21 protein-coding genes are annotated in these 21637 nt (G+C 68.1%); 13 read left to right on the top strand and 8 right to left on the bottom strand.

Annotated features, from left to right (window positions below; genetic code table 11):
• Positions 1-12 precede the first annotated feature (12 nt).
• The 3 genes from ASE79_RS10285 (at position 13) to ASE79_RS10275 (ending at position 3314) form a co-directional block, all read left to right on the top strand.
• Positions 13-1329: an AAA-associated domain-containing protein gene (locus tag ASE79_RS10285; protein WP_056415554.1), complete on the top strand. Its 1317-nt coding sequence runs from the start codon at positions 13-15 to the stop codon at positions 1327-1329.
• A gap of 216 nt (positions 1330-1545) precedes the next feature.
• Positions 1546-2220 (top strand): hypothetical protein, encoded by a 675-nt coding sequence (locus ASE79_RS10280; RefSeq protein WP_162237034.1) that lies wholly within the window; start codon positions 1546-1548, stop codon positions 2218-2220.
• An 86-nt stretch (positions 2221-2306) separates the two neighbouring features.
• Positions 2307-3314, top strand: a complete 1008-nt coding sequence (locus tag ASE79_RS10275; protein ID WP_056415548.1) for a LacI family DNA-binding transcriptional regulator — start codon at positions 2307-2309, stop codon at positions 3312-3314.
• Here the strand turns inward: ASE79_RS10275 and ASE79_RS10270 are convergent.
• The 3 genes from ASE79_RS10270 to ASE79_RS10260 form a co-directional block, all read right to left on the bottom strand.
• The gene (locus ASE79_RS10270) at positions 3286-4431 is read right to left on the bottom strand and encodes an MFS transporter (protein ID WP_056415545.1); all 1146 of its coding nucleotides are present in this window, start codon (positions 4429-4431) and stop codon (positions 3286-3288) included. The genes ASE79_RS10275 and ASE79_RS10270 overlap by 29 nt on opposite strands.
• 77 nt (positions 4432-4508) lie before the next feature.
• Positions 4509-6833 carry a TonB-dependent receptor gene (locus ASE79_RS10265; protein ID WP_056415542.1) on the bottom strand — a complete coding sequence of 775 codons (2325 nt, stop codon included), beginning with the start codon at positions 6831-6833 and terminating at the stop codon, positions 4509-4511.
• A 99-nt stretch (positions 6834-6932) separates the two neighbouring features.
• Entirely contained in the window at positions 6933-8057 is a 1125-nt protein-coding gene (locus tag ASE79_RS10260; protein ID WP_056415539.1) for a Gfo/Idh/MocA family protein, read from the bottom strand.
• On the opposite strand from ASE79_RS10260, the gene ASE79_RS10255 reads away from it, so the two are divergent.
• The 3 genes from ASE79_RS10255 (at position 8049) to ASE79_RS10245 (ending at position 10689) form a co-directional block, all read left to right on the top strand.
• Complete coding sequence (locus ASE79_RS10255) at positions 8049-8957, top strand: aldo/keto reductase (protein WP_082445221.1); 909 nt, start codon at positions 8049-8051, stop codon at positions 8955-8957. The genes ASE79_RS10260 and ASE79_RS10255 overlap by 9 nt on opposite strands.
• Positions 8958-8985: 28 nt before the next feature.
• The gene (locus ASE79_RS10250; protein WP_056415534.1) at positions 8986-10056 is read left to right on the top strand and encodes an LLM class flavin-dependent oxidoreductase; all 1071 of its coding nucleotides are present in this window, start codon (positions 8986-8988) and stop codon (positions 10054-10056) included.
• A gap of 72 nt (positions 10057-10128) precedes the next feature.
• Entirely contained in the window at positions 10129-10689 is a 561-nt protein-coding gene (locus ASE79_RS10245) for a YkgJ family cysteine cluster protein (protein WP_056415530.1), read from the top strand.
• A 7-nt stretch (positions 10690-10696) separates the two neighbouring features.
• On the opposite strand, the gene ASE79_RS10240 is transcribed toward ASE79_RS10245, so the two are convergent.
• From ASE79_RS10240 to madL, 3 genes are read right to left on the bottom strand one after another with little or no spacing between them, the layout of a single operon-like run.
• A complete protein-coding gene (locus ASE79_RS10240; protein ID WP_056415528.1) occupies positions 10697-11395 on the bottom strand; it encodes a GntR family transcriptional regulator in 699 nt (232 codons plus the stop codon).
• A gap of 6 nt (positions 11396-11401) precedes the next feature.
• A complete protein-coding gene (gene madM / locus ASE79_RS10235; RefSeq protein WP_235516849.1) occupies positions 11402-12160 on the bottom strand; it encodes a malonate transporter subunit MadM in 759 nt (252 codons plus the stop codon).
• A 16-nt stretch (positions 12161-12176) separates the two neighbouring features.
• A complete protein-coding gene (gene madL, locus ASE79_RS10230) occupies positions 12177-12614 on the bottom strand; it encodes a malonate transporter subunit MadL (RefSeq protein ID WP_056415525.1) in 438 nt (145 codons plus the stop codon).
• 165 nt (positions 12615-12779) lie between these two features.
• On the opposite strand from madL, the gene mdcA reads away from it, so the two are divergent.
• The 7 genes from mdcA to ASE79_RS10195 are packed head-to-tail and all read left to right on the top strand — an operon-like array spanning position 12780 to position 18726.
• Positions 12780-14426, top strand: coding sequence for a malonate decarboxylase subunit alpha (mdcA, locus tag ASE79_RS10225; protein WP_082445220.1), 1647 nt, complete (start codon positions 12780-12782; stop codon positions 14424-14426).
• Positions 14427-14436: 10 nt separating this feature from the next.
• Complete coding sequence (gene mdcC, locus ASE79_RS10220) at positions 14437-14754, top strand: malonate decarboxylase acyl carrier protein (RefSeq protein WP_056415522.1); 318 nt, start codon at positions 14437-14439, stop codon at positions 14752-14754.
• Positions 14751-15653, top strand: a complete 903-nt coding sequence (locus tag ASE79_RS10215) for a biotin-independent malonate decarboxylase subunit beta (RefSeq protein ID WP_056415519.1) — start codon at positions 14751-14753, stop codon at positions 15651-15653. The genes mdcC and ASE79_RS10215 overlap by 4 nt, the downstream gene beginning before the upstream one ends.
• The gene (gene mdcE / locus ASE79_RS10210) at positions 15640-16353 is read left to right on the top strand and encodes a biotin-independent malonate decarboxylase subunit gamma (protein WP_056415516.1); all 714 of its coding nucleotides are present in this window, start codon (positions 15640-15642) and stop codon (positions 16351-16353) included. Before ASE79_RS10215 ends, mdcE begins: the two co-directional genes overlap by 14 nt.
• Entirely contained in the window at positions 16353-16982 is a 630-nt protein-coding gene (gene mdcG, locus ASE79_RS10205; RefSeq protein ID WP_056415514.1) for a malonate decarboxylase holo-[acyl-carrier-protein] synthase, read from the top strand. The genes mdcE and mdcG overlap by 1 nt, the downstream gene beginning before the upstream one ends.
• Positions 16979-17818, top strand: coding sequence for a triphosphoribosyl-dephospho-CoA synthase MdcB (mdcB, locus tag ASE79_RS10200; protein ID WP_235516848.1), 840 nt, complete (start codon positions 16979-16981; stop codon positions 17816-17818). Before mdcG ends, mdcB begins: the two co-directional genes overlap by 4 nt.
• Positions 17815-18726, top strand: coding sequence for an acyltransferase domain-containing protein (locus ASE79_RS10195; protein ID WP_056415511.1), 912 nt, complete (start codon positions 17815-17817; stop codon positions 18724-18726). Before mdcB ends, ASE79_RS10195 begins: the two co-directional genes overlap by 4 nt.
• 20 nt (positions 18727-18746) lie before the next feature.
• On the opposite strand, the gene ASE79_RS10190 is transcribed toward ASE79_RS10195, so the two are convergent.
• Together ASE79_RS10190 and ASE79_RS10185 are read right to left on the bottom strand one after the other, a co-directional pair.
• Positions 18747-20030, bottom strand: coding sequence for a DEAD/DEAH box helicase (locus ASE79_RS10190; RefSeq protein WP_056415895.1), 1284 nt, complete (start codon positions 20028-20030; stop codon positions 18747-18749).
• Positions 20031-20218: 188 nt separating this feature from the next.
• A complete protein-coding gene (locus ASE79_RS10185; RefSeq protein ID WP_235516847.1) occupies positions 20219-21598 on the bottom strand; it encodes a M20/M25/M40 family metallo-hydrolase in 1380 nt (459 codons plus the stop codon).
• Positions 21599-21637 lie beyond the last annotated feature (39 nt).

Below are 21637 nucleotides of genomic sequence, written 5' to 3'. Positions count from 1 at the left end.
AAAGGACAAGACATGGCAACAGCATCTCTCCGCGCCCCGGCCAGCCGCCCGCTCGTCGAGGTCGCGCATGTCAGCCACCGCTATGGCCGCGGCGACGGCGGCGCGCCGGTGCTCGACGATGTCAGCCTGACGCTGCACGAGGACGAGGTCGTGGGCCTTCTGGGCCGTTCGGGCTCGGGCAAGTCGACGCTGCTGCGGTCGATCGCTGGGTTGATCCGCCCCGACGAGGGCAGCGTCCGCTTCGCCGAGGTCCCGGACGGGCCCGCGCACACGATCAGCATGGTCTTCCAGACCTTCGCGCTGTTCCCCTGGCTGACCGTGCTCCAGAATGTCGAGCTGGGGCTGGAGGCGCAGCGCGTGCCCGCCGACGAGCGGCGGACGCGCGCGCTGGCCGCGATCGACCTGATCGGGCTCGACGGGTTCGAGAATGCCTATCCGAAGGAATTGTCGGGCGGGATGCGGCAGCGCGTCGGGCTGGCGCGCGCGATCGTCGTCAACCCGTCGCTGCTGTTGATGGACGAACCCTTCTCCGCGCTCGACGTGCTGACTGCCGAGACGCTGCGGACCGACCTGCTCGATCTATGGGCGGAAGGGCGGATGCCGATCAAGTCGATCCTGATCGTCACGCACAATATCGAGGAGGCGGTACTGATGTGCGACCGCATCCTCGTCTTCTCGTCCAACCCGGGCCGCGTCGCCGCGGAGATCGTCGTCGACCTGCCGCAGCCACGCGACCGGCTCGATCCCGCGTTCCGCGCGCTGGTCGACGACATCTATGCGCGGATGACCGCGCGCGCGCCCGCCGAACCCGTCCGTGACGGGCTGTTCCCCGGCACCGGCATCCAGATGGTGCTGCCCCGCGTCTCGACCAATGCGCTGGCGGGGTTGATCGAGGAGGTCGACGCCAGTCCGTTCGATGGCCGCGCGGCGATGGCGGACCTCGCCGACCAGCTCCAGCTGGAGATCGATGAGCTGTTCCCGATGGCCGAGACACTCCAGTTGTTGCGGTTCGCCGAATTGCGCGGGGCTGATATCCTGCTGACCCCGACCGCGCGGCGCTATGCGCAGGCCGATGTCGACGCGCGCAAGGCGATGTTCGCGCAGGCGTTGCTGGCGCACGTGCCCCTCGCGCAGCACATCCGCCGCATCCTCGACGAGCGCGCCGGGCATGTCGCCCCCGCACGCCGGTTCCGCGACGAACTGGAGGATCACATGTCGGAGGACTATGCCGACGAGACGCTGCGCACGGTGACGCATTGGGGCCGCTACGCCGAGGTGTTCGCCTATGACGAAGACGCGGACCGGTTCAGCCTGGACGATGCGGTGTGATGCAGTGGTCGTCGTCGCCTATCGCTACGTAGAGGCGCAGGGGAGACGTCGTCCATGGACGCTGACCGCGCCGGTCTGTAGCGGTGGCGGCGCGCCTTGCAGGAATGCGTGCGTGTCGATTTGGCCGAGCGCGGGGTCGGCGCGGGCGAAAGCGGACGCTTTCTAGGGCGTTGCGCTGCTGATCGCGCCGAACGGAGCCCTATGATGTTCAAGAGTATGATCCTGGCTGCCGTCGCCTTGTCTTGGGCGCATCCCGCTTTTGCGGACATGACGGCGCATTACGTCATCGACGGCGACCAAAGCATCATGACGATGGAGATCGCCGCCAACGGTGATGTGCGCGCCCGGTTCGGCAGGGACGCGAGTTACTTCCTGACACGCGCCGGGCAAAGCTATTACGTCAAGGCAGGCCCTGACGGGCCGTTGGTGATGCGCCAGGAAGACATTGCCGCGGTCATGCTCGAGCAGCTCGCCGCCGAGCCTAATCTGCCGTCGCCGGATCCGCACGCCAAGGACGTCCGGCTCGTGGCGCGCGGCGCGGTCAGCATCAGGGGGCGGAAAGGCGTGGCCTATATGGTGAACGACAAACATGCGCGGGGCCCCGACGATCCGCCCTTTCTCGTCGTGAGCGACGATCCGGCGCTGACGCCGCTGGCGGTGGCGGTGCGGACGCAGTTCAGCGCGTCGCTCGGGCCGATCCGCATCCTGTACGGTGACGCCGGCGGATGGGACGACATGGTCGCGCTGTTCGCTCGGGGAGCGCCGCTGCTGTTTCTCGGCATGGAACTGGGCAGGATCGACCCGGCGCACCTGCCCGCGTCGCGGTTCGCCCTTCCTGCATCGCCGCTGTCGCGGGAGGCGGTCCGGCGCGATTTCACCGCGAGCCGCTAGCGCATCGGCGGTTGCCGATAGCGGTGTCCGCTTTTCTTTGACGCGGTCGCGCAATGTCCCCATCGTGATGGTGGGGGAGGGACTGCGTGCGGCCAACGATCAACGACGTGTCTCGGCTTGCCGGCGTGTCCATCAAGACGGTGTCCCGCGTCCTCAACAATGAGGACCGCGTTTCGGATGCGACGCGCGCGCGGGTGACCGCGGCGTTCGCCACGCTGAAATATCGGCCGAACATGGCCGCACGGACGCTCGCCGGGCATCGCAGCTTCCAGATCGCGCTCGCGTGCGACAACCCCAGCCCCTATTATGTCTACGAGATGCAGTCGGGCATTCGCGATCGCTGTCTGCTCGACGGCGTGCGGATGGTGGCACAGCCCTATCACCATGATTCCGACCGGCTGATCGACGATATCGAGAGCCTGATCGACGGATCGGGCGTCGACGGGCTGATCCTCACGCCGCCCGCGACCGACTATCCCGAGGTGCTCGCGCTGATGGCGCGGCGCAAGGTGCGGTTCGTACGAGTCTCGCCGGGCACCGATCTCGATCTGACCGCGTCGGTGTTCATCGACAATGTCGGTGCCGCGGCTGCGATGGTGCGGCATCTGCTGGCGCTCGGGCATCGGCGCATCGGGTTCATCACCGGGCATGCGAGCTATGCCACCAGCGCGCAGCGGCTGGCCGGATACCGGGCCGCGCTGGACGAGGCGGGCATCGCGTTCGATCCCCTCCTGGTGCGGCCCGGTGACTATGATTTCGCGTCGGGTGCGGCCGCGACGGAGGCGTTGCTGGCGCTGCGCCTGCCGCCCACCGCGATCTTCGCGTCGAACGACGACATGGCGGCGGGCGCGCTCAGCGTCGCGCACCGGCGCGGGCTGTCGGTGCCCGCCGCGCTGTCGATCGCGGGTTTCGGCGACGACGCGATCGCGCGCTACGTCTGGCCCGCGCTCACCACGATCCGCCAGCCGACGCGACTGCTCGGCTACACCGCGGCCGATCTCCTGCTCGCGCCCGAGTTCGTGGTGAAGCGGATCGACGTGCCGTTCGAGCTGATCCGCCGCGAGTCTACCGGGCCGGTTCGATCCGCGGGATGAGCAGCTGGACGACCCCCAGCGCCAGCAGATAGCTGACCGCGCAGATAGCCAGCATCGGCGCATAGCCGAACCCGTTGCCGAGCGACCAGGCGGACAGCTGGATCATCCCGATCGACCCCATATTGCCGCAGAACGCCGCGATCCCGATCGTCGACCCGACCGATCGCGCCGGCATCACGTCGGTGGTCAATGCGAACACGTTGGTCGAGAACCCCTGATGCGCGAATAGCCCGAGACCCAGGACCAAAGCCGCGGTCCACGGGCTGTGCAGCGACAGGACGACCGGGACCGGCAGGATGAGCAGCGCATAGAGCAGCAGCGTCGACTTGCGCGCGCGATTGAGGCTCCAGCCGCGTGCCATCAACCGCGTCGGCAGCCAGCCACCCGTCAACGCGCCACAGGCCGCCAGCGCATAGACGAGCGCGACGGGCAGCCCCACCGCGCCCTGTTGCAGACCGAACAGCCGGTGGAACAGGTCGGGCAGCCACGACAGCATGAAGAACCACACCTGGTCCGACAGCACCTTGGCAACCGCGATCGCGAGCGTCCGGCGATCGCGGAACAGGTCGATCCAGCGGATCGGTGCAGGCCCACCCGTCTCGGCGATCGCGGCGGGCATCTTGAACGCGAACCATGCGACGACCCAGACGATCCCGAGGCCGCCTGCGACCAGGAACGCCGCGCGCCAGCCGAACGCGAGTGCCAGCGCCGGGATGACGAGCGGGGTGATGACCGCACCGACATTGGGCGCGGTGTTGCCGATCCCCAGTGCGATCGACCGGTCCTTCGGCCCGAAATAGGTCGCCGCGGATTTGACCGCGGCGGGCGTGCCGATCGATTCCGCCGCGCCCAGGACGACGCGCGCGCCGATGAACCCGGTCACGCCGCTGACAAAGGCGTGCGCCATGCCGGCAAGGCTCCACACCAGCACGCCCGCGGCAAAGCCGATCCGCAGTCCCACCCGGTCGATGAACCAGCCCGTCCCCAGAAACGCGATCGCGGCGGCGAACTGGAACGCCGAGGCCATGTTGCCATAATCCTGATCGGACCAGGCGAACTCGGTTTCCAGCGTCGGCTTGAGCAGCGCCAGGATCTGCCGGTCGACATAGTTCAGCATGATCGCGAAGAAGACGAGTGCGACGACTCCCCAGCGCGCCCGCGAGTGCGCCGGGGAGGGGGCCTGTAGGTTTTCCGTCAAAAGTTCAGCCTTGCGGTGATGCCGGCGTAGCGATCGGCTTCGCGCGGGATGATGTAGCGATAGGCGCCACCGGGTCCGCCGCTGACGATCGACGAGGCAAAGCTGGTGTCGAGCACGTTCTTCACCTGGAGGACGATCCTGAACGCATCCTTGGCATCGACGATGCCCGCGGAGAGATCGAGCAGGCCATACGCCTTGATCGTCGTCGCGGCGCGGATCGCAGCGCTCGCGTCGAACTGCGAGATCTGGCTGGACTGGTAGGAGCTCTGCGCGCCCAGCGTGAAATCGACACTGCCGCCGGTGCGGATCCGGTAGTCGGCGCCGAGCGATCCCTTCCACCGCGGCGCATAGCCGAGCTGCGTGCCCGCGGGCACGACGCCGGTGGTGACGCCGTTGGTCGGGACCCGGAACTGGTCGACATGCGCATCGGTATAGGCGAGCCCGCCCGAAATATTCAGGTCGCGGACCGGCCGCACGATCAGGTCGAGTTCGCCGCCGCGCGTCGAGATGTCGCCCGCATTGGTGAAGCGCGTGACGAGCACGCCGGCGACCACGTCCGGGTTGTTCGCCTGGAAATTATGGTATTTGGCGTAATAGGCCGCCAGGTTTACGACCAGCTTGCCGCCGAACAGCGTGTTCTTCAGCCCGACCTCGTAGCTGTCCGCGGTCTCCGGATCGATCACGTTCGTGCCAGTCGCGCCCAGATTGTAGAAGACGTTGAACGCAGGCCCCTTATACCCGCGCGAATAGGTCGCGTAGGCGGTCGATTCCCGGACCACGTCGAACTGCAGCCCGGCCTTGCCCGACCAATTGGTGTTGGTGGTCTTGCCCGCGAACGGACCGAAGCTCGGATTGATTCCGGGCCCCGCGAGCGTGGTGACGCGGCTGTGGAAGACGTCGAGCTGGTCGGCGGTGTAGCGCACGCCGCCGATCGCGCGGAAGCGATCTGTCAGGTTGAACACGCCCTGCCCGAAAAAGGCGAGGTTCTTGAAGGTCGATCCGAACACCGCGGTCCCCGTCGGCCGGGTCACCGTCGTGCCCGCGGTCGAGCAGGGAGTGAGCACCGTCGGCGTCGGCGTCGCGGTGCAGACGACGTCGTCGCGGCGGAACGTCCGCTCGGTAAAGGCGCGCGAATAATAGGCGCCGACGACATAGCTGAAGAACTGGTTCGACGGCGAGGCGACGCGGATTTCCTGCGTGAACGTGTTGCTGACCTGCGGCCCGAAATCGTGCAGCTGGTTGGCGCCGACATAGGCCCGCGGCAGCCAGTCGCCGTCGCGGATCTCCGTGTTGTCGTATTCGCGGTAGGAGCCGATATACGTCACGGTCTGCGTACCGAGCGTCGCATCGGCCTGCAGCGAGACGCCCCAGCTCTTCTCGTCGGTATGCGTGATCAGGTCCTGGTTGACGGTGCGCGACTTGTTGCCGTTGCGATCGGGCAGGACGCTGGCGGTAAGCCCTGCGGTCGGCGTGGTGCCGATGACCTCGGCGCAGCAATCGTCATTGCTCCGGCGATAGTCGCCGATCAGCGTGAAGGTGAGATCGGGGGTGGCATCGGCGACGACCATGCCGCGGAATCCGTAATGTTCGTAGCCGTTCACGCGCCGGTTATCGTGCGCGATGTTGCGGATGTTGCCCGCATAATTGCCGTAGAAGCCGGTGAAGCGACTCTTGATCGTATCGCTCAGCGGAATGTCGAGCGCGGCGCGGGTGCGATATTCGTTGCCGTTGCCGGTGTAGAACGCGCCCTCGACGAACCCGCCAAGGACGTCGCCGGGGCGCTTGGTGACGATGTTGATCACGCCCGCGCTGGTGTTCTTGCCGAACAGCGTGCCCTGTGGACCGCGCAGCACTTCGATCCGGTCGATGTCGATCAGGTCGCTGAACGCCTCGCCCGCGCGGCTATAGACGACGCCGTCGACGACGGTCGAGATCGACGGCTCGCCCGCCACCGAGAAGGTCGAGGTGCCGACGCCGCGCAGGAACAGCGACTGGTTGATCGTCGTGCCCGATTTGCGGAAATTGAGCGTGGGGACGAGATATTGCGCGCTCTCCAGGTTCACGCCGCCCTGCGCGGCGATCTGGTCGCCCGAGATTACCGACACCGCGACCGGCACGTCCTGGAGACGTTCGGTGCGTTTCTGCGCGGTGACGACGATCTCGCCGGGCACCGACCCGTCGGCGGCGGCGGGGGCGGCTTGATCGTTCCGGGCCGCGTCGCTCGCGGCCGGGTCGGTCCCGGACGGAACGACCTGCGCCCAGCTCGGTGTGTTCAGCCCAGCGGCGAGTGCCGCACCTGCCAGCAACCAACGGTTCTTCATGTCGCCCCCTCCTAAAATTCCTACTCGTCCGGTAGGCTATCGAATGTCTCGCGCTGTCATGCATGAGTTTGTCTTGGGTACCGCCAAGCGCGGCTTCATTCAAAACCCCAATTCGGCCATCTCCACGACGCGGTTCGTGCGCGCGCTGATCTCGGCGGCGGTGCCGATCGCGACCGCCATCAACCCGTCGCGCGCAGTGACCTCGACCGGTCCCTCGCCGCGCACCGCCGCGATGAACCGCTGATGCTGGTAGAAGGTCGAGCCGTGATGGCTGCCCGCGTCAAGCGCGGTCTGGTCGACCTCGATGACGGATCGCTCGACCTGTTTCGGGTTGAGGAACCCGGTGCGCGGGCTGAACACCAGCGCGCCCTCGGGGATCAGCACGTCGAGCCGGGCGGCGTCGCCGACCGCGGTGATCTCCTCCTGGTTCTCGGCGCCGTCCGCGAACATCGACAGGTCGAGCATCGCGCGGACGCCGTTGGCGAACTCCACGGTGGTATAGCTGTTGTCGATGATGTCGGGACGCTCGCCGTCATAGCGTTCGTCGACATGGTTCACGTCCATCGCGCCCGAGCAATAGACGCGGACCGGCTCCGACCGGACGATCAGACGCATCAGATCGAAGAAATGGCAGCATTTCTCGACCATCGTCCCGCCGGTGTTGCGGCTGAAGCGGTTCCAGTCGCCGACCTTGGGCAGGAACGGGAAGCGGTGCTCGCGGATCGACAGCATCCGCAGCGCCCCGATCCGGCCGCCATGCACCTGCTCGATGAACGCCGCGGCGGGCGGCATGTAGCGATATTCCATCGCGGTCCAGAACGGGCGGATCATCTGCGCGGCGCGGTCGACGACCCAGCGGGCATCCTCCAGCGTCGTCGCCAGCGGCTTTTCGCACAGGATCGCGATGTCCGCATCGAACAGTGGCTCGAGCACGTTGCGGTGCGTGTAATTGGGGCTCGCGACGATCACGGCATCGACCAGCCCGCTGCGCGCGAGCGCCGCCGCATCGGCGAATTCCTGCACGCCGTCGCCCCGCTTACCCAGTGCATCGCGCGCCCAGCCCAGCGACGTGGCCACCGGATCGGCGATCGCGGTGACCACCGCGCCGGGGGTGACCGCGAGGTTCTGGAGGTGCTCGACCCCCATCATGCCGGTACCGACCAGCCCATAACGTACTTGCTCGACCAAGCCTATTGCCCCTATTGAATGACAGCGATGTCGCATCTTGATCCTACACCCAAAGCCATTCCCCTCGGCAAGAGCGGAATCCTTGTCAGCCCGATAGCCTGGGGCATGTGGCGGTTCGCCGGAGTCGGCGTCGCCGATGGCCGACGCCTCATCGAAGCGGCGTTCGAGGCGGGCGTCACGCTGTTCGACACCGCCGATATCTACGGGTTCGACGGAACCGGCGGATTCGGCGATGCCGAAGTGCTGCTCGGTCGCATCTTCGCGGAGTCACCGGAGCTGCGCGCGCGGATGGTCCTGTCGACCAAGGGCGGCATCCTGCCACCGTTGCCGTACGATTCGAGCCCCGCCTATCTGGCGCAGGCGCTCGATGCGTCGCTGACTTGGCTCGGGGTCGACCAGGTCGATCTCTACCAGATCCACCGCCCCGACATCCTGACGCATCCGCAGGAGGCGGCGCGCGCGCTCGAGGATGCGGTGGCCGCCGGCAAGGTCCGCGCGGTCGGCGTGTCGAACTACACGCCCGCACAGGCGCAGGCACTCGCGTCGTTCCTGACCATCCCGCTCGTCAGTCACCAGCCCGAATTCTCGCCGCTGCATCTCGAGCCGATCGAGAACGGTCTGTTCGACCAGGCGATGGAGCGCGAGATGGCGGTGCTCGCCTGGTCGCCGCTGGGCGGCGGCCGGATCGCGGTGCCCGCCGACGACCGCAGCCGCGCAGTCGCCGACGCGCTCGATGCCAAGGCCGCGCAGACCGGCGCGAGCCGCGCCGCGGTCGCCTATAGCTGGATCATGGCGCATCCGGTGCGCGCGATCCCGATCGTCGGCACGCAGAACCCCGCGCGCATCGCCGAACTCGCGCAGGCCTTCACGATTCCGTGGACGCGGCAGGACTGGTACGACATCCTCGTTGCTGGCCGCGGCGAGCGACTGCCGTGAGTAACTCCGCCGCGAAGGACACCGGCAAGTGACGCAAGCCTGTGAAGTCAGTTGGTTCTCGGCGCTGTGCGACGATGACTACGAGTTTCTCGGCGTCCCCGATCCCCGGCTGCACTCGACCTGGGAGCATTGCCGCGACATCGTCCTGCAGGCGGAAACCGGGGGATATGACAATATCCTGCTTCCCTCGGGCTATGCGCTGGGGCTGGACACCACCGCCTTCGCCGCCGCGATCGCGTCGATGCTCCGCCGGATGGCGTTGCTGATGGCGGTACGCGTCGGCGAGAGCTGGCCGCCGCAGCTCGCGCGCCAGATCGCGACGATCGACCGGATGCTCGGCGGGCGGCTCAACATCAACATCATCTCGTCGGACCTGCCCGGCGAGACGCTCGCCTCGGGGCCGCGCTATGCGCGCACGGTCGAGTTGATGCGGATCCTCAAGACGCTGCTGAACGGCCAGCCGCTCGATCATGTCGGCGAATTCTGGAAACTGAAGCTCGATCCGCCGCGGATCGGCACGCTCTCGGGCAAGGCGCCGTTGCTCTATTTCGGCGGGCTCTCGCCCGACGCGCGCGAGGCGGCAGCGCAGGAATGCGACGTCTATCTGATGTGGCCGGACACGCGCGAGAAGGTCGCCGAGATCATCGCCGACATGACCGCGCGCGCTGCCCGCCACGGCCGCACGCTGCGGTTCGGCTACCGCGCGCACGTCATCGTCCGCGAGACCGAGGACGAGGCGCGGCTTTATGCCGACCGCCTCCTGTCGAAGCTCGATGCCGCGCAGGGGGCGGCGATCCGCGCCCAGTCGCTGGATTCGCGCTCGGCGGGCGTCGCGGCGCAGGCGGCGCTGCGCGCGGGTGCGTCGGCGGATGGCTATGCCGAGGACAATCTGTGGACCGGTATCGGGCGCGCGCGCTCGGGCTGCGGTGCGGCGATCGTCGGCGATCCCGACCAGGTGCTCGCCAAACTCGCCATGTACCAGGAGATGGGTATCGAGGCGTTCATCCTGTCGGGCTACCCGCACGCCGCGGAAGCCGACCTGTTCGCGCGCCACGTCCTGCCGAACATGAAGCACGCGCCGCTGTTCGACCGCGTCTGACAACCCCGGTGTAAGTGCCGAGAACGCCCGGGCTATTGTCTTCCGGCGCGTGTCGAGGCAACGCCGACCGCGATGGATACCGAGACCGACCTCGAAACCGTTCTGCTGGGACCAGTCCTGCCGGACCGCGACTGCGGCGACTGTACGGCCTGCTGCACCGTCCTTACGGTAGACACCCCCGAGTTCAAAAAGCCCGCAGGCACGCCGTGCGTCCACCTTTCCGCGCGCGGCTGTGGTATCCACGCGGTCCGCCCGCGCATCTGCCGGACATGGTTCTGCGTCTGGCGCAGGGTCGCGAGCATGCCCGATGCGGCGCGGCCCGACCGCTCGGGTCTGATCGTCTCGGTCAACTTCGTGAAGGCGCCGCAGAACATATTCGAGGGTGTCTCGATCAACGTCCGCGTCCTTCCGGGCAGCACCGCGATCGAGAATGGCATGGCAGCCACGATCCTCGACAGCGTGTGCGACGGCCTGGTGCCCGTGTGGTTCAGCGACGGATCGAAGAAGATGCTGATGCACCCCGACAACGAGGTCGCGCGTCACGTGATCTCGGGGGATCGCGCGCCCGCGCACCTGCACGCGGAAGTCAGCGCCTGGCGCGAACGATACGGTATCTTCGGCGCAAACCCCTGAGGGGCGCTCAGCCCGGCGTCTTGGCCGGCTGGATATGCAGTGCGTCCTGATGCGCGATATAGCTGTCGAGCGCGCTTGCAGCGTTGAGCATGTGCGCGCGCATCCGGCGGGCGGCTTCGTCGCCGTCGCCCTCTGCGATCGCACGCATGACCGCGTCGTGTTCCGCGCGGGATGTGACGAGACGGCGGTCCTGGCGGAGCTGCATGCGGCGGAACGCATTGAGGCGGGTGCGGACCGCGATCGCCTGGTCGGCGAGGAAGTCGTTATGCGCGGCGCGGTAGATCGCCTCGTGGAACTCGCGGTTGAGCGCATCATACGCATCGACGTCGCCCGCCTCGACCGCAGCCTCGCTTGCCTCATGGATGCGGAGCAGGCGGCTTCGCTCGAGCGGGGTGATGCGGTAGGTCGCGAGCCGGACGCAGACCGCCTCGATCTCCGCCATCGTCTCGAACATGTCCATCACCTCCTCGGCGGTGACGTGGCGGACGATGACGCCGCGGCGCGGGCGGACCTCGACCATGCCGCTGGTCGCCAGTTGGCGCAGCGCCTCGCGGACCGGGGTGCGCGAGGCGCCGTAGCGGTCGGCGAGCTGCTGTTCGTCGAGCGTGGTGCCGGGCGCCAGTTCGCCCGACGAGATCGCATCGGTCAGCGCGTTGCGGATCCGGTCGGACAGCAGCCCCGTGTCTTCGGTGTCTATATCCGCCACGTGCCCTCAGCCCCCCACGATCGCGCGGACGATCAGGTACAGGATCGACGGCGCCACCAGGCAGCCTAGCCCGGTATGGAAGGTCGCGGTCAAGGCGCCATAGGGGACGAGGCGGCGATCGGTCGCGGCGAGCCCGCCCGACACGCCGCTGACCGTGCCCATCAGCCCGCCGAACACCATCGCGCTGCGCGGGTTGTTGAGGCCGATGAGTCCGGCGACCAACGGCGTGCCGACCATCACCATCACCGCCTTGAACACGCCGGTCGCGATCGACAGCGCGATGACCGGCGAGCTCGCACCGATCGCCGCGCCCGTGACGGGCCCGACGATATAGGTTACCGCGCCCGCGCCAATCGTCGTCATCGACACCGCATCGGTATAGCCGAACGACGCCGCGACCAGCGCGCCGACGATGAACGGCAGGATCGTGCCTAGCAGCAGCGCGACGACGCCGATCAGCCCCGCCTTCTTGGCCTGTTCGACATCGACCTCGCACGCGGTCGCGACGATCGCGAAGTCGCGCAGCATCGCGCCGCCCATCAGGCCGATCCCCGCGAGCATCGGCAGGTCGGCGAGCCCCTTGTGCCCGCCGGTCGCGATACCCCCCCAGAAGGCGAGCGCGAGGCCGATCAGGATCGCGATCGCCGAGCCATGGACCCGGCCCATCGTCAGCTTGGCAGACAGGATGTTCGACAGCCACATGACGATGCCGACGACCGCGAACGCGGTGAGCAGCGCATTGGCGGTCAGGACCTTGGTGATCATTTCCATGACAATCGCCTCAGTGCGTCGTTACGGGGGAGGGGGCGTGGGCTGCGTCGAGCGCCTCGCGGGCTTCGCGCGCCTCGATCTCGTCCATCGTCTCGGGCGTGCCCGACAGCCGGCTGATCAGCGCCACCGCGCTGAAGCACAGCAGCAGCGCGCCGACGCCCGCGATCAGCACGATCGGGCCGCCCTCGACCGCGGCAACGACATCCTGCTGCGCCGCCATCGCGACGACGATCGGGATATAGAGCGCGCCCCAAAAGCCGATCCCGCGCGACACGCCTTCATTGTAGCGACCGCGGGTCTTGAGCCACATCCGCGCGGCGATCAGCAGGATCATCGCGATGCCGACCCCGCCGACATTGGCCTTCACGCCAAGCAGCACGCCAAGGCCTTCGCCAAGCAATTGCCCTATCAACGTACAGATGGCGAGCAGCGCGACTCCGGCGATCATGCGCCGCGTCCCGCGTCTGTGGCGGCAACGGGTAGGGACTCGCTCATGGCATATCCTCTCACTGTATTCGATCTATCGTCTTATACGTCTTTAAGTATGCACAGGGTTGCGTTTGGGGCAATAGGGAATACAAGAAGCGTAGAATAAGCGTCAGGAGGCGATGCGGTGCGGCAATGGAATACGCGCAAGCAGATGCGCGAGGAGCGGATCGCGGCCGGTCGGGGCTTTGCCACCGGCAAGCTGGTCGATCCCGAAACGCTCGTCGACTTTCTCGAAGCGGTGCTCAGGCCCGGTGACCGGGTCTGCCTCGAGGGCGACAACCAGAAACAGGCGGACGTGCTGGCCAAGGGGCTCGCCGCGATGGACCCTGCGCGGATCCACGATCTGCACATGGTGCAATCGGGCGTCGTGCTGCCCGAGCATCTCGACGTCTTCGACAGCGGGATCGCGAAGCGGCTCGATTTTTCCTATTCGGGGCCGCAATCGGCGCGGATCGCGAAGATGCTGTTCGGCGGCAAGATCGAGCTTGGCGCGATCCACACCTATCTCGAGCTGTTCGCGCGCTATTTCGTCGATCTGACGCCGCAGGTCGCGCTGATCGCCGCGGTCAGCGCGGATCGCCACGGCAACCTGTATACCGGCCCCAATACCGAGGACACGCCGACCGTCGTCGAGGCGACGAGCTTCGGCAGCGGCCTCGTGATCGCGCAGGTCGGCGAGATCGTCGATACGCTGCCGCGCGTCGATATCCCCGGCGACCAGGTCCATTTCGTGCTCGACGTAGGGCGACCCTTCTATGTGGAGCCGCTGTTCACGCGTGATCCCGCGGCGATGACCGAAACGCAGATCCTGACCGCGATGATGGCGATCAAGGGACTGTATCAGCCCTACGGCGTGCGCCGGCTGAACCACGGCATCGGCTTCAACACCGCGGCGATCGAACTGCTGCTGCCGACCTATGGCGAGAAGCTCGGGCTGAAGGGCAAGATCTGCACGCACTGGGCGCTCAACCCGCACCCGACGTTGATCCCCGCGATCGAGGCGGGGTGGGTCGAGCAGGTCCATTGCTTCGGCTCCGAAGTCGGCATGGAGGATTATCTCGCCGCGCGGCCCGACATTTTCTTCACCGGCCCCGACGGCTCGCTGCGCTCGAACCGCGCGTTCAGCCAGACCGCCGGGCTGTATGCGTGCGACATGTTCATCGGCTCGACGCTGCAGATCGACCTTGCCGGGCATAGCTCGACGATCACCGCGAACCGGATCGCGGGCTTTGGCGGTGCGCCCAACATGGGGTCGGACGCGCGCGGTCGGCGTCATCCGAGCGCACCGTGGTTGCAGGCCGGCGCGGAGGCGGATCCCGACACCGCGGCGCCGCTGCGGCGCGGCCGGAAGCTCGTGGTGCAGATCGGCGAGACGTTCGGCGAGGGCAACGCGCCGCTGTTCGTCGAGAAGCTGGGGGCGCTCGAACTCGCGGAAAAGCTCGATCTCGATCTCGCGCCGATCATGGTCTACGCCGACGATACGACGCACATCGTGACCGAGGAGGGCATCGCCAACCTGCTGCTATGCCGCAACGCGGACGAGCGCGAACAGGCGATCCGCGGGGTGGCTGGCTTTACCGAAATCGGCCGCGGCCGCGACAAGGCGATGGTCGAACGGTTGCGCGAGCGGAAGATCATCCAGCGGCCCGAGGATCTCGGGATCGACCCGCTCGACGCGAACCGGAACATGCTGGCCGCGCGTTCGATCAAGGATCTCATGCTCGCGTCTGGCGGGCTCTACCGGCCGCCGAGCCGGTTCCGGAACTGGTAGGAGACGACGCATGGAAATTCTCCATTTCGATATCGCCGCGCCGAGGCCGGCGGGCGGCACGCGCAAGATGGCGCTGGTCGGTGTCGTTGCGTCGGGCAATCTCGAGGTGCTGGTCGAACGCGGGGACGCGGCCGATCGGTGCGCGATCGAGATCAGCACGGCGGCGCACGGCTTTCGCGATCTGTGGGACGCGGTGGTCGCCGATTTCGTCGGCCGGCGCGCGGCAGGGGGCTTGCGGATCGCGATCAACGACGGCGGCGCGCGGCCGGATACGGTATCGCTGCGCCTCGCGCAGGCCGTCCGCCTGATCGAGGAGCCCGAGGCATGAGCAACCTGCGTCACAGCTGGTACGAAGCCGGCGCGCGCGAGCGGATCGCCGCTTTGGTCGATCCGCGCAGCTTCGCCGAATTCGTCGGCCCCGAGTGTCGCGAGACGAGCCCGCATCTGGGCATATTCGATCTGCCCGCGCAGTTCGATGACGGCATCGTCGTCGGCAGCGGGTCGATCAACGGCACGCGCGTGCTCGTCGCAGCGCAGGAGGGCCGCTTCATGGGCGGCGCGTTCGGCGAGGTGCACGGTGCCAAGCTCACCGGGCTGCTCCGCGCCGCCAAGGCGCTGGCACGCGACGTCGTCATCGCGTTCGACACTGGCGGCGTGCGTTTGCAGGAGGCCAATGCGGGCGAGATCGCGATCGCCGAGATCATGCGCGCGATCGTCGAGGCGCGGCTGGACGGCGTGCGTGTCGTTGGGCTGATCGGCGGGCGCGCGGGCTGCTACGGCGGCGGCGGGCTGATCGCGGGGTGCTGCTCGACGCTGATCGTGTCCGAACAGGGCCGCATCAGCGTGACCGGGCCCGAGGTGATCGAGACCAACAAGGGCGTCGAGGAATTCGACTCGCGCGACCGCGCTCTGGTGTGGCGAACGATGGGCGGCAAGCACCGCACGCTGATCGGCGGCGCGGACGTGTTCGTCGACGACGACGCAGCGGCGTTCCGCGCCGCGGCGACAGCGGCGCTCGCGCGGCCGGCCAAGTTCGACGCCGCCACGCTGGCGGCGGAACAGGCGCGGCTCGAACGCCGGATCGCGCGGTTCGGCGACATGAGCGATGCGACCGACATCTGGCACGCGCTCGGCATCGACGATCCGAAGGCGATCCCCGACATGCCCGCCGATGCCTTCGCGACCCTAGCCGCCCAGTACCGGGAGAGCACCAATGACGCCCGCTGAGATCCTCGATTCGCTCTTCCCCGCAGGGCATGACGTCACGACCGAAGGCGATCTACTGCTCGGCCGCGCGACGTTCGGCGACGGCATAGTCCATGTCGTGGGCGCGACCGGCCGCGCGCCGATCGGGATCGACCAGGCGATCCGGCTATCCGCCGCGGTGCTGAAGATCGCCTCGAGCGACGACGCCGCGCCGATCCTGTTCCTCGTCGACAGCGCCAGCCAGCGGATGAGCCGGCGCGACGAACTGCTCGGGATCAGCGAATATCTCGCGCACCTCGCCAAGTCGCTGCTGCTGGCGGAGGCGCAAGGCCATCGCACGATCGGGCTGCTCTATGGCGGCAGCGCGGCGGGTGCGTTCATCGCGACCGCACTCGCCTGCGGGACGCTGGTCGCGCTGCCCGGCGCACATCCCGAGGTGATGGACCTCGCCTCGATGGCGCGCGTCACCAAGCTGCCGATCGACGTGCTCGAGGCCAAGGCGAAGACCACGCCCGTCTTCGCGCCCGGCCTCGACAATCTGGTCAGCGTCGGCGGGATCGCGACGGTCTGGGATGCGGGCAAGAGCCTCGCGGAGCAGTTGCAGGCGCTATTGGCACACCCACGCGCGGGGGATGATCGCTCGGCTCTAGGGGCGGAACGTGGCGGGCGGCCGGCATCGGCGCGGATCGCCGGCGCGGTTGCGACTGCGGCGCAGGGGTGATGCGGTTCGATCGGCACCGGCTGGTCTATCTCGATCCGGCGCGTTGGACCAAGATACTGGGCAGCTATCCGGCGTTCCGGGAGATCCCCGCGGTGGTCGACTGGGTCGCCGCGGGGTATCCGCTGATCGCGCGCCGTCCGCTGTGCGACGACGGCGCGGGGCTGGTGCCGCTCGGCCTGCCGCTGCCGCCATCGCTCGGCAAGCTTCGGCTCGCGCTGGCCGTCTCGCCCGATGCGATCCTGTCCGATGCACCGCCGCCCTTGCTCGCCGAGGCGGGGCGGACGGCACCGCCGGTGTGGCAGCTGACGATCGCCGCGCTGGTCGCGCGCGATCCCGACACGAGATGTTTCGGCAGCCTGGCATGGGCGCACCTGACGGGCGTGCCGTATCTGTCGGAGACGTCGGATCTCGATCTCGTCTGGCAGGTTGCGCGCGCCGATGACACCGTGCGGCTGGTGGCGGCGCTGGTGCGAATCGAGGCGGATGCGCCGATGCGGCTTGATGGGGAGATCGTCCCGCCGACGGGTTTCGCGGTCCAGTGGCGCGAATATGCGTCGGACGCGACCGAACTGCTGGCGAAGGCGGCAGATGGCAACCGCATGATCGGCCGCGGCGAGATGTTCGCGTGATCGCGCTCGCACGCGCCGCAACGGCGGTGGCAATCGACGGCGCCGCCATCGGCCGCCGCGCGGCCGACTGCCTCAGACAGGAGATCGCGACCTATCCCAAGCCCGGCCTCGTCAGTCCGGTCGATACCGGCGCGCACGACGACATGGACGCCGCGATGATGGATCGCAGCGCCGACGCGCTCGCCCCCTTCTTCGCGCGGCTCGCCGAGGCGGGGGCGGCCGGGGCTGGAATGGACGTCCTCCGCGCGATCGGGATCGAGGCCGAGCACGCGATGATGGCGGCGAGCGGTGGCGTTAACACGCATCGCGGGGCGATCTTCGGGATGGGGCTGCTCTGCGCCGCCGCCGGGTTTCGCCTGGCCTATGGCGCACCGGGAACGCTCGGCGCGATAGTCGCGCAACGCTGGGGCGCGGAGATCGTCCGCGGGCCGATCCCGCTGCACAGCCACGGGACGATGGTCGCACGCCAGCATGCCGCGGGCGGCGCGCGTGCCGAGGCCGCGGCTGGCTTTCCCGCGCTCTACGCCATCGCCTTGCCCGCGCTCGCCGCCGCACGCGACCTGACCGCCGCCCGAGAGGCGCACCACGTCCACGCGCTGATGACGCTGATCGCCGAGGTGGAGGATACAAATCTCCTCTATCGCGGCGGCGCGCACGGGCTGGCGTTCGCGCAGTCCGAGGCGCGCGCGTTCCTCGACGCCGGAAGCGTGGGCGCCGGCGACTGGCACGCGCGCGCCGTCGCGATGCACCGCGCTTTCACCCACCGACGCCTGAGCCCCGGCGGCTGCGCCGACCTGCTCGCCATGGCGCTATTCGTTGAGAGCGCCACGCCATGACGCTCGCGTTGCTGTGCTCGGGGCAGGGGCGGCAGGATCGCGCGATGCTCGAAATGTTCGCCGACGATCCGCGCGCGCAGTCGATCCTGACACATGCCGGCGCGCTGCTGGGGCAGGACATCCGCACGCTCCTGCAAACCGCCGATGATGCGACGCTGTTCGCCAACCGCACGAGCCAGATCCTTTGCGTCGCGCGTGGTCTCGCCGCCGCCGCCTGCCTTGAGCCGGCGTCGCCCTTCACGGCCGCCGGCTACAGCGTCGGCGAGATGGCGGCATGGGGTGTCGCCGGGATCTGGTCGCCCGAGCGCACGCTCGACCTGAGCGCGCGCCGCGCCGAGGCGATGGACTCGGCAAGCGGCCCCGACGACGGCCTGGGCTTCGTCCGCGGACTGCCGGAAGACCGCGTCGACGCGCTGGTCGCCCGGTTCGATTGCCACATCGCGATCGTCAATCCGGCGCTGCTCTTCGTGGTCGGCGGCAAGCGCGACGATGTCGAGCGCTGCTGCGCCTCGGCGCTGGGGGAGGGCGCTGCATCGGCGCGGCCGATCGCGGTCCATATCGCGTCGCATACGCCGCGCCTGTCGAACGCGGTCGCGCCGTTTCGCGCCGCGTTGGAGGGATCGGCGCCCGGCAGGCCCGGGCGTGGCCGCACGCTGATCGGCGCAGCGACCGCCTCGATCGTCAGCGGCGCGCGCGACGTGCCCGGGCTGGCGGCTCAGCTCGACACGACGATCGACTGGGCCGCCACACTCGAGGCGCTGTTCGAACGCGGTGTCGATCGTATTCTTGAACTCGGTCCCGGCACCGCGCTGGCCGACATGGTGCGCGCGGTCGACCCCGCGCTCGACGTCCGCGCGGTCGACGATTTTCGCAGTGTGGCGGGGATCAGCGACTGGATGGCGCGCTAGGCCACACCGCCGCCGTCGGATCAGGCGGCCTTCGCAGCCATCCGCGCGGCCAACTTCTCTTCCTCGGTCCAGACCTTGCGCTCACGCGGCGGCTTGGCCGGCTTCACCTGCTTGACCGGTCCGCCACCCAGCACGGGCGCGCGCTTGGTCGAGTGCCGCGCCACTTCGCAATGCCATTCATGATCGTCCTGCACGGTCAGCGTCCGGCCGATCTCGCGCTCGACGTCATGCAGCCAGGCGCGCTGCTCGGCATCGCACAGCGTGATCGCAAAGCCGCTGCGGCCCGCCCGGCCGGTGCGGCCGATCCGGTGGACATAGCTTTCCGGCAGGCTCGGCAGATCGTGGTTGAACACGTGCGTGACGGTATCGACGTCGATCCCGCGCGCGGCGATATCGGTCGCGACCAGCACCTGCACGGTTCCGGCACGGAACGCGTCGAGCGCGCGCTCGCGCTGGCCTTGCGACTTGTTGCCGTGCAGCGCCTCGGCGGTGATGCCGGCTTCGCCGATGAAGGCGCATACGTCGTTCGCTATGTTCTTCTGCAGCGTGAAGACGACGGCCTGGCCCATGTCGGGCGTTTTCAGCAACGCCAGCAGCGCCGCCTTCTTGTCGGCTGCGTCGAGGAACATCACCGACTGATCGATACGGTCGACCGTGGTCGACGGCGGCGCGATCTCGACCTTGACCGGATCGCGCAACAGGCTGTCGGCGAGCGCGGCGATCGATTTCGGCATCGTCGCGGAGAACAGCACCGTGTGCCGATCGACGGGCAGCGTCGCGACGAGCCGCTCGATCGGCTTGGCAAAGCCCATGTCGAGCATCTGGTCGGCCTCGTCGAGCACCAGCGCCTCGAGCGCGGACAGGTCGCAAAGCCCCTGGTCGACCAGATCGAGCAAGCGGCCAGGTGCGGCGACGATGATGTCGACGCCGGTCTCGAGCGCCTTGACCTGGTGGAACTGGCTGACGCCGCCAAAGATCGTCATCACGCGCGGCTTGATATGACGGCCGAAGCTCTCGAACCCGGCCGCGATCTGCGACACCAGTTCGCGCGTCGGCGCGAGGACCAGGATGCGGGCGCCGTTCCTGGGCGCCGGGCGCGGGTTGGCGGCGAGCCGGTGCAGCAGCGGCAGCGCGAACGCGGCAGTCTTGCCGGTGCCGGTCTGCGCCATGCCGAGCACGTCGCGGCCCTCCAGCAGCATCGGGATCGACTGCGCCTGGATCGGGGTCGGGCGGGCATAGCCCTCCTCTGCGAGCGCCTGCAGCAAAGTCGGCGCGAGGGAGAGATCGGCAAAGGTCATGGTCATGGTCACGCGGCGCCTCCAGCGCTGAGCAAAGCTGCGCCTGATCGGGCTTAGCGTAGGGAGAGCGCGGGCTGCTAGGTGCGATGCTGCACTGCGTCAATCTAAAAGCCGGGACGGTGTCCATTATGCCCGGCTTTTCCTCCGACCGCGCCGTATCGCGAGATACGTGCGCGGCCGGAGGCGCGTGTGCGCTACTTCGTCAGGCTGGTCATCAGCGAGCGATAATAGGTGATCGCCAACGGGATGTTGTCGATCGGCGTGCGTTCGTTTAGCCCGTGGCTGAAATCGTCGGATTGCTTGATGAATGTCGGGCTGACGCCGTAGCTCGGCACGCCGACCGAGCGGTACCACATCGAATCGCTGGCGCCCGCGGACATGCTCGGGAACACCGGCACGCCGGGCCGGATCGCGCCCATCGCGGTCTTGACCGCCCCGGTCAGGTCGGCACGCAGTGGCGAGGCGTCGGTCGGGTTCGAGCCCTCGGTGACGTCGCTGAACGTCACGCCGGGGTCCGCGGCGACCTTGGCCAGTTCGGCCATCACGGTCGCCGGTTTGACGCCGGGAAAGATCCGGCAGTTGATGTTGGCGGTCGCGCGCTGCGGCAGTGCGTTCAGCGCATGCCCGCCGCTGATCCTCGTCGTGACGCAGGTGGTGCCGATCTGGCCGACATAGCCGGGATTGGCGGCAAGCGTCTCGATCGCCGCCTGGTCCTTCGGGTTCGCCGCAAAAGCGCGCATCGCTGCGCCGATCGCGGGCGTCTGGCGGGGGGCGACGCCCTCGAAATAGCCCTTGGTGATTGGCGACAGCTGCGGCGTGAACCGGTAATTGCCGATCCGGACCAGCGCCGCGGACAATTCGTTGATCGCGTTCACCTTGCGCGGCGCGGACGAATGGCCACCGGGGTTCGTCACCGCCAGCTGGAAATCGGCATAGGTCTTCTCGGCTGCACCGATCGTGAAATATTCGGCCTTGCCGTCTTCGGCGTACAGCCCGCCGCCGCCGTCGATGTTGAGCGCCATCTCGGCGTTCTTGAGCTTCTCGGCGATCAGCGACGAGGTCTTCATCACCGTTTCCTCGTCACCCGACAGCGCCAAAACGATCCCGCGCTTCGGCGTGTAGCCCGCCTTCTTCATGTCGAGCAGCGTCGCGATCGCGAGCGCGGCGTCGAGCTTCATGTCGGTCGCGCCGCGGCCGTAGAGATAGCCGTTTTCGACCACGGGGGTGAACGGATCGCGCTGCCAGTCGGCGGGTTTCGCCTCGACCACGTCGATATGGCCGGAGAAGACGATCGGTTTGAGCGCGGCGTCGCTGCCCTTCCACGTCGCGATCAGATAGGCGGTGTCGTCGACCGGGGTGACCGTCACGTCGCTTGCCGCAAAGCCGCCGCCGACCAGCACCGACTTCAGATAGGCGGCCAGCTGCGGAGTCTGGTTGCCGGGGCCGCGGACGCTGCGGAAGGCGATCATCTTCTTGGCGATGGCGAGGCCGTTGTCGGCGGCGGTCTGCGCTTGCGCGGGAAGGGCGGTCATCGCGGCAGTGCAGGCGAGAAACAGCTTGAGCTTGGACGTCATCTTCATCTTTCTTTGGAGTAAGCCGATCCTCCCCTGGCG

It is taken from the genome of Sphingomonas sp. Leaf28 (assembly GCF_001421685.1).
Lineage (GTDB): Bacteria > Pseudomonadota > Alphaproteobacteria > Sphingomonadales > Sphingomonadaceae > Sphingomonas > Sphingomonas aurantiaca.
Note: the sequence above shows the minus strand (reverse complement) of the source record. Positions and strands in the feature narration are given on the sequence as shown.

Coding starts and splice junctions, on each gene's coding strand:
- ASE79_RS10285 (WP_056415554.1), top strand. CDS start 13: ATGGCAACAGCATCTCTCCGCGCCCCGGCCAGCCGCCCGCTCGTCGAG.
- ASE79_RS10280 (WP_162237034.1), top strand. CDS start 1,546: ATGATCCTGGCTGCCGTCGCCTTGTCTTGGGCGCATCCCGCTTTTGCG.
- ASE79_RS10270 (WP_056415545.1), bottom strand. CDS start 4,431: ATGCTGAACTATGTCGACCGGCAGATCCTGGCGCTGCTCAAGCCGACG.
- ASE79_RS10265 (WP_056415542.1), bottom strand. CDS start 6,833: ATGAAGAACCGTTGGTTGCTGGCAGGTGCGGCACTCGCCGCTGGGCTG.
- ASE79_RS10255 (WP_082445221.1), top strand. CDS start 8,049: ATGTCGCATCTTGATCCTACACCCAAAGCCATTCCCCTCGGCAAGAGC.
- ASE79_RS10260 (WP_056415539.1), bottom strand. CDS start 8,057: ATGCGACATCGCTGTCATTCAATAGGGGCAATAGGCTTGGTCGAGCAA.
- ASE79_RS10245 (WP_056415530.1), top strand. CDS start 10,129: ATGGATACCGAGACCGACCTCGAAACCGTTCTGCTGGGACCAGTCCTG.
- madM (WP_235516849.1), bottom strand. CDS start 12,160: ATGATCACCAAGGTCCTGACCGCCAATGCGCTGCTCACCGCGTTCGCG.
- madL (WP_056415525.1), bottom strand. CDS start 12,614: ATGATCGCCGGAGTCGCGCTGCTCGCCATCTGTACGTTGATAGGGCAA.
- mdcC (WP_056415522.1), top strand. CDS start 14,437: ATGGAAATTCTCCATTTCGATATCGCCGCGCCGAGGCCGGCGGGCGGC.
- ASE79_RS10215 (WP_056415519.1), top strand. CDS start 14,751: ATGAGCAACCTGCGTCACAGCTGGTACGAAGCCGGCGCGCGCGAGCGG.
- mdcE (WP_056415516.1), top strand. CDS start 15,640: ATGACGCCCGCTGAGATCCTCGATTCGCTCTTCCCCGCAGGGCATGAC.
- mdcG (WP_056415514.1), top strand. CDS start 16,353: ATGCGGTTCGATCGGCACCGGCTGGTCTATCTCGATCCGGCGCGTTGG.
- ASE79_RS10195 (WP_056415511.1), top strand. CDS start 17,815: ATGACGCTCGCGTTGCTGTGCTCGGGGCAGGGGCGGCAGGATCGCGCG.
- ASE79_RS10190 (WP_056415895.1), bottom strand. CDS start 20,030: ATGACCATGACCTTTGCCGATCTCTCCCTCGCGCCGACTTTGCTGCAG.
- ASE79_RS10185 (WP_235516847.1), bottom strand. CDS start 21,598: ATGACGTCCAAGCTCAAGCTGTTTCTCGCCTGCACTGCCGCGATGACC.